8 protein-coding genes are annotated in these 15,342 nt (G+C 61.0%); 4 read left to right on the top strand and 4 right to left on the bottom strand.

Features of this window, described 5'->3' with window-relative positions:
* The 4 genes from ACYPYQ_RS09555 to ACYPYQ_RS09540 form a co-directional block, all read right to left on the bottom strand.
* Entirely contained in the window at positions 1–1,026 is a 1,026-nt protein-coding gene (locus tag ACYPYQ_RS09555; protein WP_459723501.1) for a GGDEF domain-containing protein, read from the bottom strand.
* Positions 1,027–1,102: 76 nt separating this feature from the next.
* Positions 1,103–2,410 (bottom strand): phenylacetate--CoA ligase family protein, encoded by a 1,308-nt coding sequence (locus ACYPYQ_RS09550; protein ID WP_459723498.1) that lies wholly within the window; start codon positions 2,408–2,410, stop codon positions 1,103–1,105.
* Positions 2,407–3,165: a class I SAM-dependent methyltransferase gene (locus ACYPYQ_RS09545; protein WP_459723494.1), complete on the bottom strand. Its 759-nt coding sequence runs from the start codon at positions 3,163–3,165 to the stop codon at positions 2,407–2,409. Before ACYPYQ_RS09545 ends, ACYPYQ_RS09550 begins: the two co-directional genes overlap by 4 nt.
* Before the next feature lie 29 nt (positions 3,166–3,194).
* Positions 3,195–5,303, bottom strand: coding sequence for a sulfotransferase (locus ACYPYQ_RS09540; protein WP_459723492.1), 2,109 nt, complete (start codon positions 5,301–5,303; stop codon positions 3,195–3,197).
* 229 nt (positions 5,304–5,532) lie between these two features.
* On the opposite strand from ACYPYQ_RS09540, the gene ACYPYQ_RS09535 reads away from it, so the two are divergent.
* Genes ACYPYQ_RS09535 through ACYPYQ_RS09520 form a run of 4 tightly spaced genes read left to right on the top strand, consistent with a single transcriptional unit; the run spans position 5,533 to position 15,312 of the window.
* Positions 5,533–12,192 (top strand): two-partner secretion domain-containing protein, encoded by a 6,660-nt coding sequence (locus tag ACYPYQ_RS09535; protein ID WP_459723490.1) that lies wholly within the window; start codon positions 5,533–5,535, stop codon positions 12,190–12,192.
* A 10-nt stretch (positions 12,193–12,202) separates the two neighbouring features.
* The gene (locus ACYPYQ_RS09530) at positions 12,203–13,789 is read left to right on the top strand and encodes a ShlB/FhaC/HecB family hemolysin secretion/activation protein (RefSeq protein WP_459723488.1); all 1,587 of its coding nucleotides are present in this window, start codon (positions 12,203–12,205) and stop codon (positions 13,787–13,789) included.
* A 14-nt stretch (positions 13,790–13,803) separates the two neighbouring features.
* Positions 13,804–14,394: a FecR family protein gene (locus ACYPYQ_RS09525; RefSeq protein WP_459723486.1), complete on the top strand. Its 591-nt coding sequence runs from the start codon at positions 13,804–13,806 to the stop codon at positions 14,392–14,394.
* Between the two features lie 24 nt (positions 14,395–14,418).
* The gene (locus ACYPYQ_RS09520) at positions 14,419–15,312 is read left to right on the top strand and encodes a FecR domain-containing protein (protein WP_459723484.1); all 894 of its coding nucleotides are present in this window, start codon (positions 14,419–14,421) and stop codon (positions 15,310–15,312) included.
* Positions 15,313–15,342: the final 30 nt, after the last annotated feature.

Genomic DNA, 15,342 nt, shown 5'->3' with positions numbered 1-15,342 from the left:
TCAGTCGAGGATGGTGATGCGGTTGCGCCCCTCCTTCTTGGAGCGGTACAGCGCCTTGTCGGCACGGGCGATCATCTCGTTCAGGTCTTCCTTGTCCTTGCGCGGCGAGATGCCGATGGAGATGGTGATGCCGTCGATGTTCTGGTTGGAATCGAGGCGGCGGATCTTGCCGCGTTGTACCGCCTGGCGGATGTGCTCGGCGACCACGAAAGCACCGTCCAGATTGGTGTTCGGCAGCAGGATGGCGAATTCCTCGCCGCCCAGCCGCCCGACCAGGTCCTGACCCTGCACCTTGCTCTTCAGGGTGGTGGCGATGGCGGTGAGCACCTTGTCGCCCAGCAGGTGGCCGTAGTTGTCGTTGATGTTCTTGAAGTGGTCCACGTCCAGCATCAGCAGGCAGAAACCTTTGTGGCTGGCCGCATCCGGCTCGGCGAACAGCGTATCGGCACAGCTCTCGAAACCGCGCCGGTTCAGCACGCCGGTCAGCGGATCGGTCATCGCCGCCCCCTTGAGCGCTTCCAGTTCGCGGTTGAGGCGTTCCACCTCCTGGTGGCTGGCCTCCAGCTGCACATGGATCTTCTGCACCGAGGTGTGCATGCGCTCGGTGTCCTGCGTGATGTCCTTCACCAGCAGGTCCAGCTCGGCCACGCTGAGTTCCCCTTGCAGGCGGCTGCCGTAATCCTGCAGATGGTCGCCGTATTCCGAGGTCTTCTCGTCGGCCTCCGAGGTGAGGCGGTTGAGGCGCTCCAGCAGCTGCTTCAGGTCTTCACGCAGCGTGAGGTGGATCTTCGAGCCGCACTCCGAGACATGGTCGGCATACAGCTGCTCGATATGCTCGTCCTGGAGTTTGGTATGTTTCTTCAGGAGTTTTTCCAGCGCGCTGCTCAGCTCGGGATTGATGCCGGAGACATACTCGTACCAGACCGCGAAATTGGGCGGGGTGAATGCGGCCTGATGCGCGGCCATCTTCTGCAGGGCGATGCGCGAGACTTCCGCGCTGGCGCTGCGTTCGTGCGGGTACTTCATCTGTCCTCCTGGGGACGCTGCCGTAGTTGTGAGTGTGCCGGGCCGGGCAGATCGGCCGGATGGACGGCAGTATAAGTCAGGGCAGCAGGGAAATGAACTCTTCGAACTTGCCGCCGGTGGTCTTCGGCAGTTCCTGCGCCGAGTAGCTGAAGCGCAGCGGGAAAGGGTGGCCGATGGCGGCATGCAACATTTCGGTGAGCCGCGCTTCCTGTTCGGGGGTGATAACGTCCGGCGTCACCAGCCGCACCTCCACATCCGTCAGGCTGTGCTGCACCACCTGGTACTGGCGGATGTCCGCGATCTCGCGGAAACGATGAGCGCCGACCAGCGGCCAGTGCCGGCTGCCGTCCGGCAGCATCACCATGTTGCGGCGACGCCCCATGATGCGTTTGAGTGTAGCCAGGCCCCGCCCGCAGGAGCAGGGCGGGCCGGCCTCGGCGTGATCGCGTATCTCGTAGCGGATCAGCGGCGTGGCGTAGTTGTGCAGGTCGGTGATGACCACGCGACCGACTTCGCCCGGCGCGCAGGGCAGTCCCTGTTCATCCAGCACCTCCACGATGAGGTTCTCGTCCTGCGTGTGATACAGCCCGCTCTGCGGGCATTGCAGCGCGATGATGCCGAGTTCCTGCGAACTGTACAGGTCCACGACGGCCAGCCCCAGCGCCGCGCAGCGGTCGCGCAGGCCGGGATGCAGCGTCTCGCCCACGGTGCGTACCTCGCGCAGCGTGGCGGGTAGCGGGGCTTCGCCGCGCTCGTGCAGATCGAGCAGCGCGGCGAGGTTGGTGGGATAGGTCAGCAGGGTGTGCGGGGCGATCCGCGCCAGCCAGCGCGCCTGCTGCGCGACCGGCATAGACAGCGGCTGCGAGTAGCATGGGCCGGTCTTTCCAAGCAGCGAGGCGGGCGGCCCCCAGCCTTGCCGCGCTGCCAGTACCGGGTCGTCCACTACCGGCGTGGTCGCCTTGATGACGGCGAGCGTGGCGGAGAGGTCGCGCTGCTGCCACAGGTGGTCGCGCATCGAGCAGGCCAGCCAGAACAGTTGCGTGGCGTCGGTACGCAGCACGGTCACGGTCTGTCCGGTGGAGCCCGAGGTCTGAGTGCGGTAGGTCTGTCCATGCCCCGGCGGCAGGGCATGGCACTGCAGGTGTTCCAGCTGCAGCATCAGTTCGCTGCGGGTGAGCAGCGGGATGCGGGTGTAGCGTTCGCGTGTCCACGGTTCGCGCACATCCAGTCCGGCCTGTTCGAAGCGCAGGCGGTAGAACGGCGAATGCTGCCAGGCATGTTGCGCCAGCCGCGCGAAACGCTCCATCTGCAGCGTTTGCAGTGTCTGCGCGCTCTGCCACTGGCTATGTTCGAGCTGCGCCAGCAGATCGCGCAAAACCTTCATGCGCGGCGCTCCCACACCAGGATGGGGCAGCGTTCGGCGAGTTCGTAACTGCCGTGGCGCACTTCGATCTCGCGCAGCGGGAGCGGGACGATGCTGCGCAAGGCAGACAACGGCGGGTAGCTGTAGCGTGCCGACGAGCCGCGATAGAAGTCGATGGTGGCGATGTCCTGCAGGCTCCAGCCGGTGAGGGCGGCGAGCTGTGCGCGGTCCGGCAGCAGGCGCTCGAAGGTGTGCAGGGTGTCTGCGATGCAGAAGGTGTAATCGCGCGACCGGGCGGCGAGCGCCATGGACAGCCGCCACTTGAAGGCATGGAAGCCGCGGATGTCGCCGGCCAGCGCCATGGCGCAGACTTGTTCCGGTGTCTCGGCCTGCTCTGCGCCGACGAAAACGCGCAACACCAGCTTGCCTCCCGGTTTTAGCACGCGCGCCGCTTCCGCGAACAGGCGTTCGTGCTGCAGCGGATGGTCGAGCAGCACCGGGCAGCCATCGCCGATCACATGGTCGAAGGCAGCCTCTCCGAACGGCATGTCCAGCCAGTCGCCGAGGATGGCATGTTCGTTTTGCGGCCACAGCGCGCGGATCATGTCCGCGCTGTTGTCGAGTGCGGTGATGCGTGAGGAAATCTGCGCCAGCTCCGGCGTGACGCCGAGCAGCAGACACGCTCCCGGCGTGCCGCCGAGCGCGAGGCGGAAATGCTCCACGTCTTCCGGACAGGGGCGCAATGGCGGTCCGAGCCGGTTCCATCCGTCCGACATGGCCTTCCAATGGGCATTGCGAGCGGACATCAGCGCTGCGGCACCAGGTCGCCCAGTTCGTCCAGCAACGGGCCGAGATGCTTCTCGTACTTGCGCCAGCGCTCCACCGACGAGGTGTAGATCGGCTGGCGCACCTGCGTCACGCTGGCGGTGCGCACCTGGCGCTCGGTCTTGTGGAAGTCGAGACAGGCGTCGTTCCATTCCAGTCCGCACCATTCCAGCAGGCGGCGCGAAGCCTTTTCCTGGTCGGCCACGATGTCCTCGTACTGGATGTCGAGGAAGGCGTCCGGCGGCAGCACGCTGCGCCAGTGCGCCATCAGCCGTGCATAGTCGGCGTAGTAGCGGCCCAGCTCGGCGAGGTCGTAGGTGTGTTCCTGCTTGCGGTGGAACAGGCGCGTGAAGCAGGAGACGCAGGTGTCCACCGGGTTGCGGTTGACGTGGATGATCTTCGCGTTCGGCAGCATCAGGTGGATCAGCGGCACGGCAAAGAAGTTGGCCGGCATCTTGTCGGTGATGTGCTTCGCCTGCGGTGCGCGCTGGGTGAGGCCGGCGAGGTATTCCTGCGCCCAGGCGGTCAGTGTCGCGGCGTCGAGGTGGCCGAGGTTGGCGGGGAAGGTGTTCACGTCCGGATGCGTCTTGCGGTGCGCGATGCGCAGCAGGTCGGGCAGTTCGCCCGCGCCGTGTACATCGGGATGGCTGGCGATGATCTGCTCGGTCAGCGTGGTGCCGGAGCGCGGCATGCCGAGCACGAAGATGGGCTTGGCCGATGCATCACCGCTGCCGCGCAGACGGTCGATGTAGTCTTTGCTGAAGATCTGCCGCAATTCGGCGAGCTGTGTGGCGGCGGCATCCGGGTCGTAGTCGAACTTGGCGCGCTTCAGTTTGCAGCCGGCCAGATAGTGTTCGAAGGCGCGGTCGTATTCACCGGTATCGTCATAGCATTTTCCCAGCGCGAAATGCAGCGAGAGGCGGCGGTTGTCGGAAAGCCCGGCCAGTCTCTTCTCTTCCTCCTGCAGTGCGGCGAAGTTCTCGTCTCCTTTCTTCACCTTGTCGTTCTGCACCAGATGGATGCGCGCGGCGGTATCGTCCGGCTTGAGCGACAGGGCGCGCCGGAACAGTTCGCGCGCGCGTTCGAGCTGGCCGTTCTCGGTGCACAGGTGACCGAGGCCGAGCAGGGTCTCGTTGCTTTCCGGCTTGAGCTGCAGCGCCCGCTCGAACTCTGCCTCGGCCTGTTCCGGCTTGGACATCTCGGTGTGGATGCCGGCCAGGAGTGCATGCACCTTTGGGTTGCTCTCGTCGAACTGCAGGGCGCGTACCGCGGCCAGCTCCGCTTCCGTCAGGTTCTCCAGCGCCTGCAATGTCTTGGCGAGGCCCATCTGCGCCTCGACATACACCGGGCGCATGGCCAGCGCGCGGCGGTAGTGTTCCAGCGCCTGTTCGTTGGCTTCGCGCGCGAGATGCACGCCGCCCATGTTGCAGATGGATTCCGGATAGTTCGGGTTGAGTCGCAGCGCCTGCTGCAGCACGGCCTCGGCTTCGTCGATGCGGTCCTCTTCCAGCAACAGCGCACCGAGGTTGTTCAGCGGTTCGAGATAGTGCGGGTTGGCGGCCGCTGCTTTGCGGTAAAGCTCCAGTGCCTGTTCATGCTTGCCACGCTCGCGCCAGATGCTGCCCAAGTTGTTGAGCGCGGCGGCGAAGTCCGGCGCGATGGCCAGCGCGCGCTGCTGGCAGGTCTCCGCCCGGTCGTAATCCTTGCGGTCGAAATATGCGATGCCGAGGTTGCTGTGCGCCATTGCCATCGACGGGTCGAGTGCGGCGGCGCGTTCGCCATGCGCCACGGCGCGGTCGAGCTGTTTCTGCTGGCGCAATATTTCGCACATGTTGGCGTGGAACAATGCGACCTGACCGTTCAACGCGATGGCGCGCTGCACCAGTTCCGCCGCCTGCGGCAGCTGGCCGGCCTGGTAGGCGATGACGCCCAGCAGGTGCAGGGCGAAGGCGTGTTGCGGTTGCTGTTGCAGGATCTGGCGCAACAGGTGTTCGGATTCCTGCAGCCGTCCCTGTGCTTGCAGCTGGTTCGACAGGTTCATGGCCTGATCGATGGTCAGTGCTGCAGTTGGGGTAGGGGGCTGGGTCATGGCTCGGGGGAGTTGTTTTTGTCCATCCTGCCACGGATGCAGGATTTCTGCCATGTCATCATTGGATTGGACTGGATTGATAAGTAGCGGCATGAACATCGGGCCCGATGGAGACGGGGTATACAGGCAGGCATATATATTCTGGCATATGGATTCGGCCTGTATATCAGTGTAGGATTTCCGACCGTATAGAGGGCGGCATCACGCATGGTGCTGGCGGGGAAAAGCAATGAATCCACTTAATAAAATATATCGCACCATCTGGTCCGAAGCATTGGGTGCTTGGGTGGCCGTGTCCGAACTGGTCAAATCCAAAGGCAAGCGTGCCGTTTCCAGTCTGGAGCGAGTATTGAACATCGGCGGCGTGGATGCCGCCACGGATGATATCCACCGCCACCGCTTCAAGCTCACTGCGCTGGCCGCACTCTGCCTGTTCAGCCTCGGTGCTCAAGCCAACCCCATGGGTGGCCAGGTCGTCAGCGGCAGCGCCAGCTTCAACACCAGCGGCAACACCCTCACCGTCACCAACACCCCCGGCGCCATCATTCACTGGCAGGACTTCAGCATCCAGCAGAACGAGATCACCCGCTTCGCCCAGCAAAGCGCCAGCTCCGCCGTCCTCAACCGCGTTGTCGGCGGCAACACCAGTCAGATCCTCGGCAGCCTGCAATCCAACGGTCGCGTATTCCTCGTCAACCCCAGCGGTATCGTGTTCGGTGCTGGCTCCACGGTCGATGTCGCTGGTCTGGTCGCCACCTCGCTCAACCTCAGTGATGCCGACTTCCTCGCCGGTCGCCACCGCTTCAGCAACGACCCGAACGCGCAAGCCGTCCGCAATGCCGGCAATATCAGTGCGCAACAGGGCGGCGAGATCTGGCTCATCGCCCCGAATGTCGAGAACAGCGGCGTCATCAATGCCCCCAACGGCGAGATACTTCTCGCTGCCGGCGCCAGCGTCGAACTCACCAACAGCCTCGACCCCAATCTGCGCGTCAACATCACCGCCCCGGCGGGCGACGCTACCAACGTCGGTCAACTCGTTGCCAGCGCCGGCCGGCTTGGCCTGTTCGGCACCCTGGTCCGGAACAGCGGCAGCGTCAGCGCCGACAGCGCCACGATGCAAGGCGGCAAGATCGTGTTCCGTTCCAGCCAGCGCACAGAGGTCAGCGGCAGCGCCAGTGCACAAGGCGCAGGCGGCGGCGAGATCAAGGTCCTCTCCGACATGGGGCAGGGAACGGTCGAGGTCAGCGGCACACTGGACGCCTCCGCCCCGCAACAGGGTGATGGCGGCTTCATCGACACCAGTGCGGCGCATGTGCAGATCAGGGACGGTGCGCGTATCAGCACGCTTGCGGCGAACGGGAAGAGCGGCAACTGGCTGATCGACCCGACGGATTTCTATGTCTCCGCCACCGATCCGGCGAACGGCAGTAGCTGGATGGACAATACGACACTATCTGCCAACCTCGGGTTGGGCAATATCACGATTCAGACGTTGGCAACTGGTGCGGGGAATGGCGATATCTTTATCAACGATACGGTGAGCTGGAGCACAAGCAGTACGCTGACGCTCAATGCGCATCGTGACGTTAATATCAACCCGCTGATCAGCAATACGGGTGCGGGTGGATTGCGGATCCGCGCTGATTTGAACGGCACGGGAACAGGTACTATCAATTTTGCTGGTATCGGCAGCGTTTCCCTGACTGCAGGTGCGGCAGATCTTTATTACAACCCGACAGTGTTCGGTACGCCGAACAACTACACTGCAAAAGTCACCGGCACACTAAGAGAGTGGATGCTGGTCAGCAATGCCGCCAACCTGCAGGCTATCAATACCAATCTGGCTGGAAACTACGCGTTGGGCAGGAACGTCGATGCTTCCTCGATTCCGAGTTTCGTGCCGCTGGGTAATACAACGACCACATTCACTGGCCAGTTCGATGGACTGGGACACACTGTCAGCAATCTTTCGATTCCAACCCCTGCGGCTAACCAGGTCGGTTTGTTCGGGGTTATCGGTGCAACCGGTACTGTCAAGGATCTGGGTTTGACCAGTGTCGCCATTCAAGGGAATTCCTCTGTGGGCGCGCTGGCCGGAATCAACTTCGGCACCATCTTCAATACCTATGTGTCTGGCGGATCAGTACAGGGTGGCAACGGTGCCGCAGGCGGTCTGGTAGGGGTCAACCAAGGTGGCGATGGCTCGGCTGCAGTGGGTACGACACCCGGCACGGCGGGCAGCAATGCCAGCATATCGAATAGCTATGCGGAGAAAGTCGCGGTCAGTGTAACTGCTGCAGTGTCGCCTGCTGTGGGTGGACTGGTCGGTATCAACCGTGGTGGTGCGGGTGGCGCAGGTGGTGGGGCAAGTATCAGTGCGCCCGGAGGTGTGGGCGGCGCGGGTGGAGCAGCAATCATCACGAACAGCTACGTGTCCGGCGGCAGTGTTTCCGGCATGGGAGCATTCACCACGCAATTTGCAGGCGGTCTGGTGGGGCAAAATCTCGGTGGCAACGGCGGCAATGGTGCCAATGGATCGACCAGTATGAATGTGGCGGGTGCAGGGGGAGGGGGCGGAGCGGCATCCATCAGCAACAGTTACGCTAGCACCGGAATAGTCTCTGCGAGCAGGGTGGGCGGCTTGATCGGCAATAACCTTTCAGGGGCGGTTGGTGTGGCAGGCACGGGTATCCTGCCAGGTGGACCGGGACCGGCAGGTCTGGCCAGCGCCACGACGGTAGCGTGGGACAGCGTTACAACAGGTCAGGCTGTGCCCATCGGTAGCGGCAACCAGGATACAGTTGTCAACATCAGTGCAACACCCTATAGCCAAGCCGCATATACCGGTTTCGATTTCACCAACACTTGGTGGATTTCCGAAAGCAATACCCGCCCCTTCCTGCGCAGTGAGTGGAGTACGACCATCGCCAATCCGCATCAACTGCAATTGATGACGATGAATCTGACGGCGAGCTACATGCTGACGAACAACATCGATATGGCTCCTGCTTTGGCAGCGGGAGGGATGTGGGGTAGCGCAGGATTCGTGCCGGTATTGAGTTTTTCTGGCGCGCTGAATGGTCAGGGCTATACCGTCAACAATCTGTACATCAACCGCCCCGCGACTACGGATATCGGACTGTTCAGCGCGCTGAGCATGGGGTCTTCGGTGAGCAATCTCGGTTTGGTTGGAGGTAGCGTAACGGGCAACTGGCGGGTCGGGAGCTTGGCAGGTATCAGCGATGCCACTATAACAAACTGCTATGTCAGCGGTATGAATGTCTCTGAAGCAGGGGCTAGCACGCTCGGCGGGCTGGTGGCCCAGAACGGATTCTATGGAAGCATAGTCAACAGTTTTGTCGATAGCGGTACGATCACGGGTTCCGGGCGCTGGATCGGCGGTCTGGCAGGTTTGAATTACGGTGTCATCGACGGCAGCCATGTTGCCAATAGTGTCGTGAATGGGGGTACGTTAGGCGGTTCCGTCGGTGGCATGGTGGGTTGGAATGCATCCGGGGGCAGTATCACCAACAGTTATGTCAACACCGGTAATGTGTTCGGGAGAACTTCTGTCGGCGGTCTGGTGGGCTGGAACTCCGGCAGTATCGGCAATAGCTATAACAGTGGCGGTTCTGTTTCCGGTACGGGCAGCGTCGGCGGAGTTGTGGGATATAACAGCAGCACGATAGATGCAGCCTTTGCGACCGGTGTGGCCGTGACAGGCAACTCGACCGTAGGCGGTTTTGCGGGGGCAGCCTACGGTGCCATCAGTAATAGCTATGCAGCTGGCGGTAGCGTGACAGGTTCTAACCTGTTTGGTGGTTTCGCCGGCGCAATGTCTTCAGGAGCCATTTCGAACAGTCATTACAATATCTCCAGTATGACGATCAATGGTTCGACCGGGACGATGGTCACACCATACGGTTTGTATAACGATGTGCTCAATACGAGTGCCACAGGGCAGTTCTCCGACTGGCTTGCCGACAGCACTTTGAACATCGCCGACTATAGCAATGTATTGCCGGGAGGCGTTGGCAACCATACTGTAGGTAGCCTGGACGGCATGAAGGCACTGCTGGGCTTTTCGGAAGATTCAACCCTCAATTTCACCCTGACGTCCTCGCTCAACCTCACTGCGCTACCGGGCTATTACGTGCCCGTGCTGGGGGCCAACTTTGATGGCGGCAGCTTCACGATTTCCAATCTGAGCATCAACCAGTCCACGTCTGACTATCTTGGCCTGTTCGGTCATGTGCTGTCTGGCACCACGGTGAGTAATGTGGTGCTGCAGAATGCGACCGTCAACGGCAGCCTCAATGTCGGAGCGCTGGCGGGATGGAACGAGGGCGACATTCTCAACAGCAGTTCGACCAACGGTGTCATTGCGGGTAACTCGAGTGTCGGCGGTCTGGTCGGTTACAACAAGAATCCCTATCTGTATAGCGTGTGTAGTGGGACATGTACCAATCCACCGACAGGCGGCAATATCAGCAACAGCTTTGTCAGTGGCGGCACCGTGCAGGGAGCTTTCACTAATGTAGGCGGTCTGGTGGGACATAGTTTTGGCGGCACCGTCGATACCAGCTATGTCACCGGGGGGAATGTGTCGGGTTCGAGCGGTATCGGCGGTCTGGTCGGATCCGATGGGGGCGAAGGTGGCTTTATCAGCATCAGCAACAGCTATGTCTCCAATACGCTCGTATCCGGTGTGAGCGATGCCGGCGGTCTGGCAGGTTGGCTCAACGGCAGTATCTCGGGCAGCCATGTCACGGGAGGAAGCGTGAGTGGCAACAGCAATATCGGCGGCATGATCGGACGGTTGGGGTTGGGCTCTATAGCTTCATCGCCAAACAACTTCATCAGTAATAGTTACGTCGATCTGGGGACCATCACCGGTGCGTCGTCAAACATTGGTGGTCTGGCGGGAAGCAGCCAGGGGAATATCGATGGCAGCCATGTCATGAATTCTGCTGTGTTGGGTAGTGCACAGTTCAGTGCGGTCGTGGGGGGATTGGTCGGCCATAACATCGCTGGCAGCATCAGCAACAGTTATGTGGATGGTGGCTCGGTGCAGGGCGTCGGGCTTGTGGGCGGTCTGGTCGGTTGGAATGAAGGTGGGGTTGGAGGCTGGGGAAGTAACATTACCTTCCCGGGATTGCCTGGCACAGCGGCAAGCATCAGCAATAGTTTTGTCACCGGCGGAACCATAACTGGTGGTGGCGGTGACATCGGCGGTCTGGTCGGATTGAACATCAAGGGGCTGCAGGGAGGCGGGGCCTATGGCGGGGTCGGCGGCGATGCCCTCATCAGTGATAGTTATGTCAGCGGCAGCAGTGTCAGTGGCAGTACTTCGGCCAACCTGGGCGGACTGGTCGGAAGGAACAATAGCGTCATCGGCACAAGCTACACCAGCATCGGCACCCTTTCCGGCGGGGGCAATATGGGTGCGGTAGTGGGGAGCAACGATATGGGAGGCAGCGTCACCGGTACGTTCTGGGACAACACGATCCTGGGCGCGGGCGTGACGGGCATCGGTTTCGATTACAACACCTTCGGCCCCACGGATGTCGGTGCCGCACCGCTCGATGCGGTCGGCATGACGACGATGTCGAACTTCACCAATGCCGGCTGGAGCATCGCCAACACTGGTGGAGCGGGTATGACCTGGCGTATCTATGAAGGTCATACCGGCCCCTTGTTGACCAGCTTCCTTACGCAGACCACTGTGACCGCGAATGATGCGACCAAGGTCTATGACGGTATCGCCTATAGCGGCGATAACGGATATTCCACTTCGGTTGCCGGCGCGCTCCTGCTGGGCAGCATCGGCGGAAGTTCGCAGGGTGCAGTCAACGCAGGGTCATATGTCTTTGATGTGACCGGTCTGTATTCCAGCCAGTTGGGCTACGACATCACAGGCTACACGAACGGCACGCTCACTATCACTCCAGCCGGGATCACATTGCTCAGTATCACTGCCAGCGATGCAAGCAAGGTGTACGGTGATACCTATACATTCAATGGCAGTGCTTTCATACCGGTCGGCTTGCTGGGCGGGGACACGATAGGCAGTGTCACTTTGAGCAGTGCGGGGGCAGTGAGTAGCGCGAATGCCGGTACTTACGCCATCACGCCCAGTAATGCCGTATTTACCGTGGGTAGTGCATCCAATTATTCGATCAGCTATGTGAATGGCACGCTTACCGTGACACCGCGCAGTATCACCCTGTCGGCACCGAGCCTGACCAGGACCTACAACGGTACAACGTCCTACACCGCCACGACAGCCCAACTCGCCGCTTTCAGCAGCGCGCTGGTGTCGGGTGATGTGGTGAATGCTGCGGATATGAGTTATGCAGACAAGAATGCCGGAACGAACAAGGTCGTCAACTTCAATAGCGTGGCGATCAACGATGGTAACGGTGGAGGGAACTATAGCGTGACACTGGTGGGGAATAGCACCAGCACTATCGATCCAGCCAGCTTGGTCGTGACTGCGCTTCCGGCCCAGAAAGTGATGAATGCGGGCGATCCTGCGATATTTCCTTACAGTGTGGTCAATCTGTTCGATCCGGTGGCTACCGTGCTGAGCGGAACGTTGGCGCGTGATCCCGGTGAGTTGATCGGAGAGTACGCCATCAAGCAAGGCTCGCTGACCTTGCTCGATACCCAGAATTACACGATGACCTTTGTGCCGGGCAAGTTCTCCATCATGGCTCCGGCTGTCGTACAGGAGATCACCCAGGTCGCGTTCTCATCCGGGACGCCGGAGAGCGATACGACCGAAGAAGAGAAGGAGAAGGAAGAGGAGCAGGTTCTGGCCGAAGCAGACATTGGCAACGATCAGGGTAGCGGGCTGCCGGACAACCTACCGGTCTGCCGTTAACGGAGTGATGATGAAACTGCGTGCCACGCTTTCAAGGGTAGTCTGCATCTTGCTGGTCGGAATGTCGCCTCAAGTCGTTGCGGCAGTGGATGACGACACCCCTCCTGTGCTGAAGTTTCCGATCAAGCAGTTCGTGGTGGATGGTGCCAAATTGTTGGCGAAATCCGATTTCGACCAGGTCGTAGCCCCTTACGTGGGAGCCGAGAAAGACTTCTCCGATGTGCAATATGCGCTGGAAGCGGTCGAGGAGTTGTATGCGGAGCGTGGCTATTCCGCTGTGCATGTTTTGCTGCCCGAGCAGGAGCTGGAAGCCGGCACGGTACGTTTCGAAGTGATCGAGAGCCGTTTCGGGAAGGTTGAAGTGAAGAACAACAAGTTCTTCAGCAAGGCCAATGCGCTCTATGCGCTGCCCGCTGTGCGGGAAGGTGGTGTGCCGCGTGCGAAAGACATCGCGCGCCAGTTGCGTCTCGCCAACGAGAACCCCGCTCGCCAGCTCAATGTCGTGCTGAAGGCAGGCGAGACGGATGACGAGGTGAATGCCAGCGTGCTGGTCAACGACAGCAACCCGAAACAATGGGTCGTGACGCTGGACAACAGCGGCTCCAAGGAGACCGGTGTATCCCGTCTGGGGGTGTCGTTCCGCGATGCCGGCATGTTCAACCGCGACCATGTTGGGCAGATGCAGATGCAGATCTCGCCGCAATATGTGAGCCGGGTGAAGGTGCTCGGCGGCAGTTACAAGATCCCGTTGTACACCCTCGGTCACAGTGTCGAGTTCTTCGGTGGCTATTCCAACATCAATTCGCTGGTGGGCGGGCTCTCCAACTTCCAGGGGGGCGGCCTCATGTTCAGCTCGCGTTACAACATCCCGCTCGATCGCATCGGCAGTTTCGACCCCAAGCTGTCGCTCGGTCTGGATTGGCGCAAGTTCAGCAAGATCGAGCTGACGAATCCGCCGCCTACCGTGTTGTACACCGATATCGTGGTCACCCCGTTGAGCGTCGCCTATGCCATCCAGGGGAAATTGGCGAAGAGCGATGTCAACGGCAATGTCTCCTTCACTGCCAATATGCCGATCGCCAGCAAAGGGAAATCGGCGGATTTCGCAGCGTATGATCTGGTGAACTTCTCCGACCCCACACCCGCTTACAAGGTGCTGAGGTTCGGTGCCGGACTCTTCACGCAGTTCGGCAAGGATTGGCAGTTCCGGGTTGCCTTCGATGGCCAATGGAGTGGCGACAAGCTGATCCAGGGCGAGCAGATGCGGCTGGGTGGGGCGAGTGGTGTGCGTGGTTTCTCCGAAGGCAGCGAGACCGGCGAGCAAGGTGCTAAATTCAATATCGAAACCTACACCCCCGCCTGGGAGCGCGGTCAGATGAATGCGCGCGCGCTGGTCTTCCTGGATGGCGGCAATGTGAATTCCTCCAGCGCCAACAACTCGACCAGCATCGCCAGCGCGGGCTTCGGTTTGCGGGCGGGTTACGGGAATAACTACGGTTTGCGGATGGATGCCGGGCGCATCTTGAAAGAAGGTAACGATCCCGCACAGATGAATGGCGACTGGCGCATCCACGCCACGCTGACCGGGACGTTCTGAAGGTGAGGTGTGAAGTGAAAAAGTTACTGCTGGGATTGTCGTTGACCGGTCTCCTGCTCGCGGGCGGCAATACATATGCTGCCGAGACGGCCGGTACCATCCGCTACATGAGCGGCACGCTGGTCGCGCAGCGCGGCGATGGCACGATACGCGTGCTGACGCCGAAATCCACGGTGCAGCCCGGCGATCTGCTGGTGACAGGCAAGAAGAGCTATGCGCAGGTGGTGATGAACGACGGCACCAAGATGACCATGCGTCCCGACTCCAATCTGAAGATCGAGGCATACCAGTTCAAGCAGAGCGCCCCCAAGGACGACAGTGCGGTGTTCAAGTTGCTCAAGGGCGGTTTCCGCACCGTCACCGGCCTGATCGGCAAGCGCGGCAACAAGGATGCCTACAAGCTGCGTGCCTCGGGTGCGACGATCGGTATCCGCGGGACCGATTTCACCTCACGTCTATGCGCCACCAAGAGCTGCGAGGATGATGCCGAGGCGGCAGCCCCTGCGCCTGCGGAGAAGCCGAAGCCAGCCGGTCGCGTGATGCGCATCGCAGGACAGATGGTCGCCAAACAGGCGGACGGGGAGATCAGGAAACTCACCCTGTGATCTCCCGTATTCGAGGGCGATACATTGCAGAGCGACATCGCATCGCATGCCGTGGTGGCATTCCGCGACGGGGGACGCATCACGTTGCAGCAAAGCAGTATCTTCAAGGTGGAGGCGTTCAAGTACGAGAAGAAGGGCGGCGTGCAGGAGAACATCGCCCTGCGCCTGATCAAGGGCGGCGTGCGCGTCGTCACCGGACTGATCGGCCGCGCCAACCGCGACAACTACCAGTTCCGCATGTCCGGAGCCACCATAGGCATCCGCGGCACCGGCTTCGATGCCTGGTGTAACGGGGCCTGCGCAGAAGATGCGGCCAATCCGGTTGCGTCGACCGGTGATGCTTTCAAGTACGGCTCGCTTTGGTCGCAGTATGCCGAAGCACAAGCGGATGGCATCCTGAGTGATGCCGGAGTGCAGACCTCGGTCAGTGGCCAATATATGCAGCTGGCCGAGGGCCCTGCCGATCCGATGAATGGCGCGGGGGTCTATGTCTGGTCGGGTGAGGTGGTGATGGTCGGTCCCGGCGGCTCCTTTACGGTGGCGGTCAACCAGGCAGCCATGCTCGCCCAGCAGACCGGGAAGCCGGTGAGGATCATGAACATCCCGGCCTCCGTGCTGAGTAACGATGCACCGCGTCCCGATTCGGTACCGGTCGATCTGGACAAGATATTCCAGGAAGTGGATGCCGGTTCGGAAGCAGGGGCTGGCTTGTACGTCACCGTACATGACGGACAAGTGATCCTTGAGAAGGGCGATCAGAAGGTGGATCTGGGCAAGGGTGAGAGCGGTTTCACCAACGATCAGATCATGACCCGCCTGGCCGCGACCCCCGGATTCATGGAGGGCGATGCCAAGATGGAGAACATCGAGCAGAACGGTAACGGCGGCGGAGGCGATCAGGGCTGCGTCGTGCGCTGATCCGAAAATGTCAGGAATGAGAACGGGAAG

It is taken from the genome of Sideroxyarcus sp. TK5, from assembly GCF_054601595.1.
Note: the sequence above shows the minus strand (reverse complement) of the source record. Positions and strands in the feature narration are given on the sequence as shown.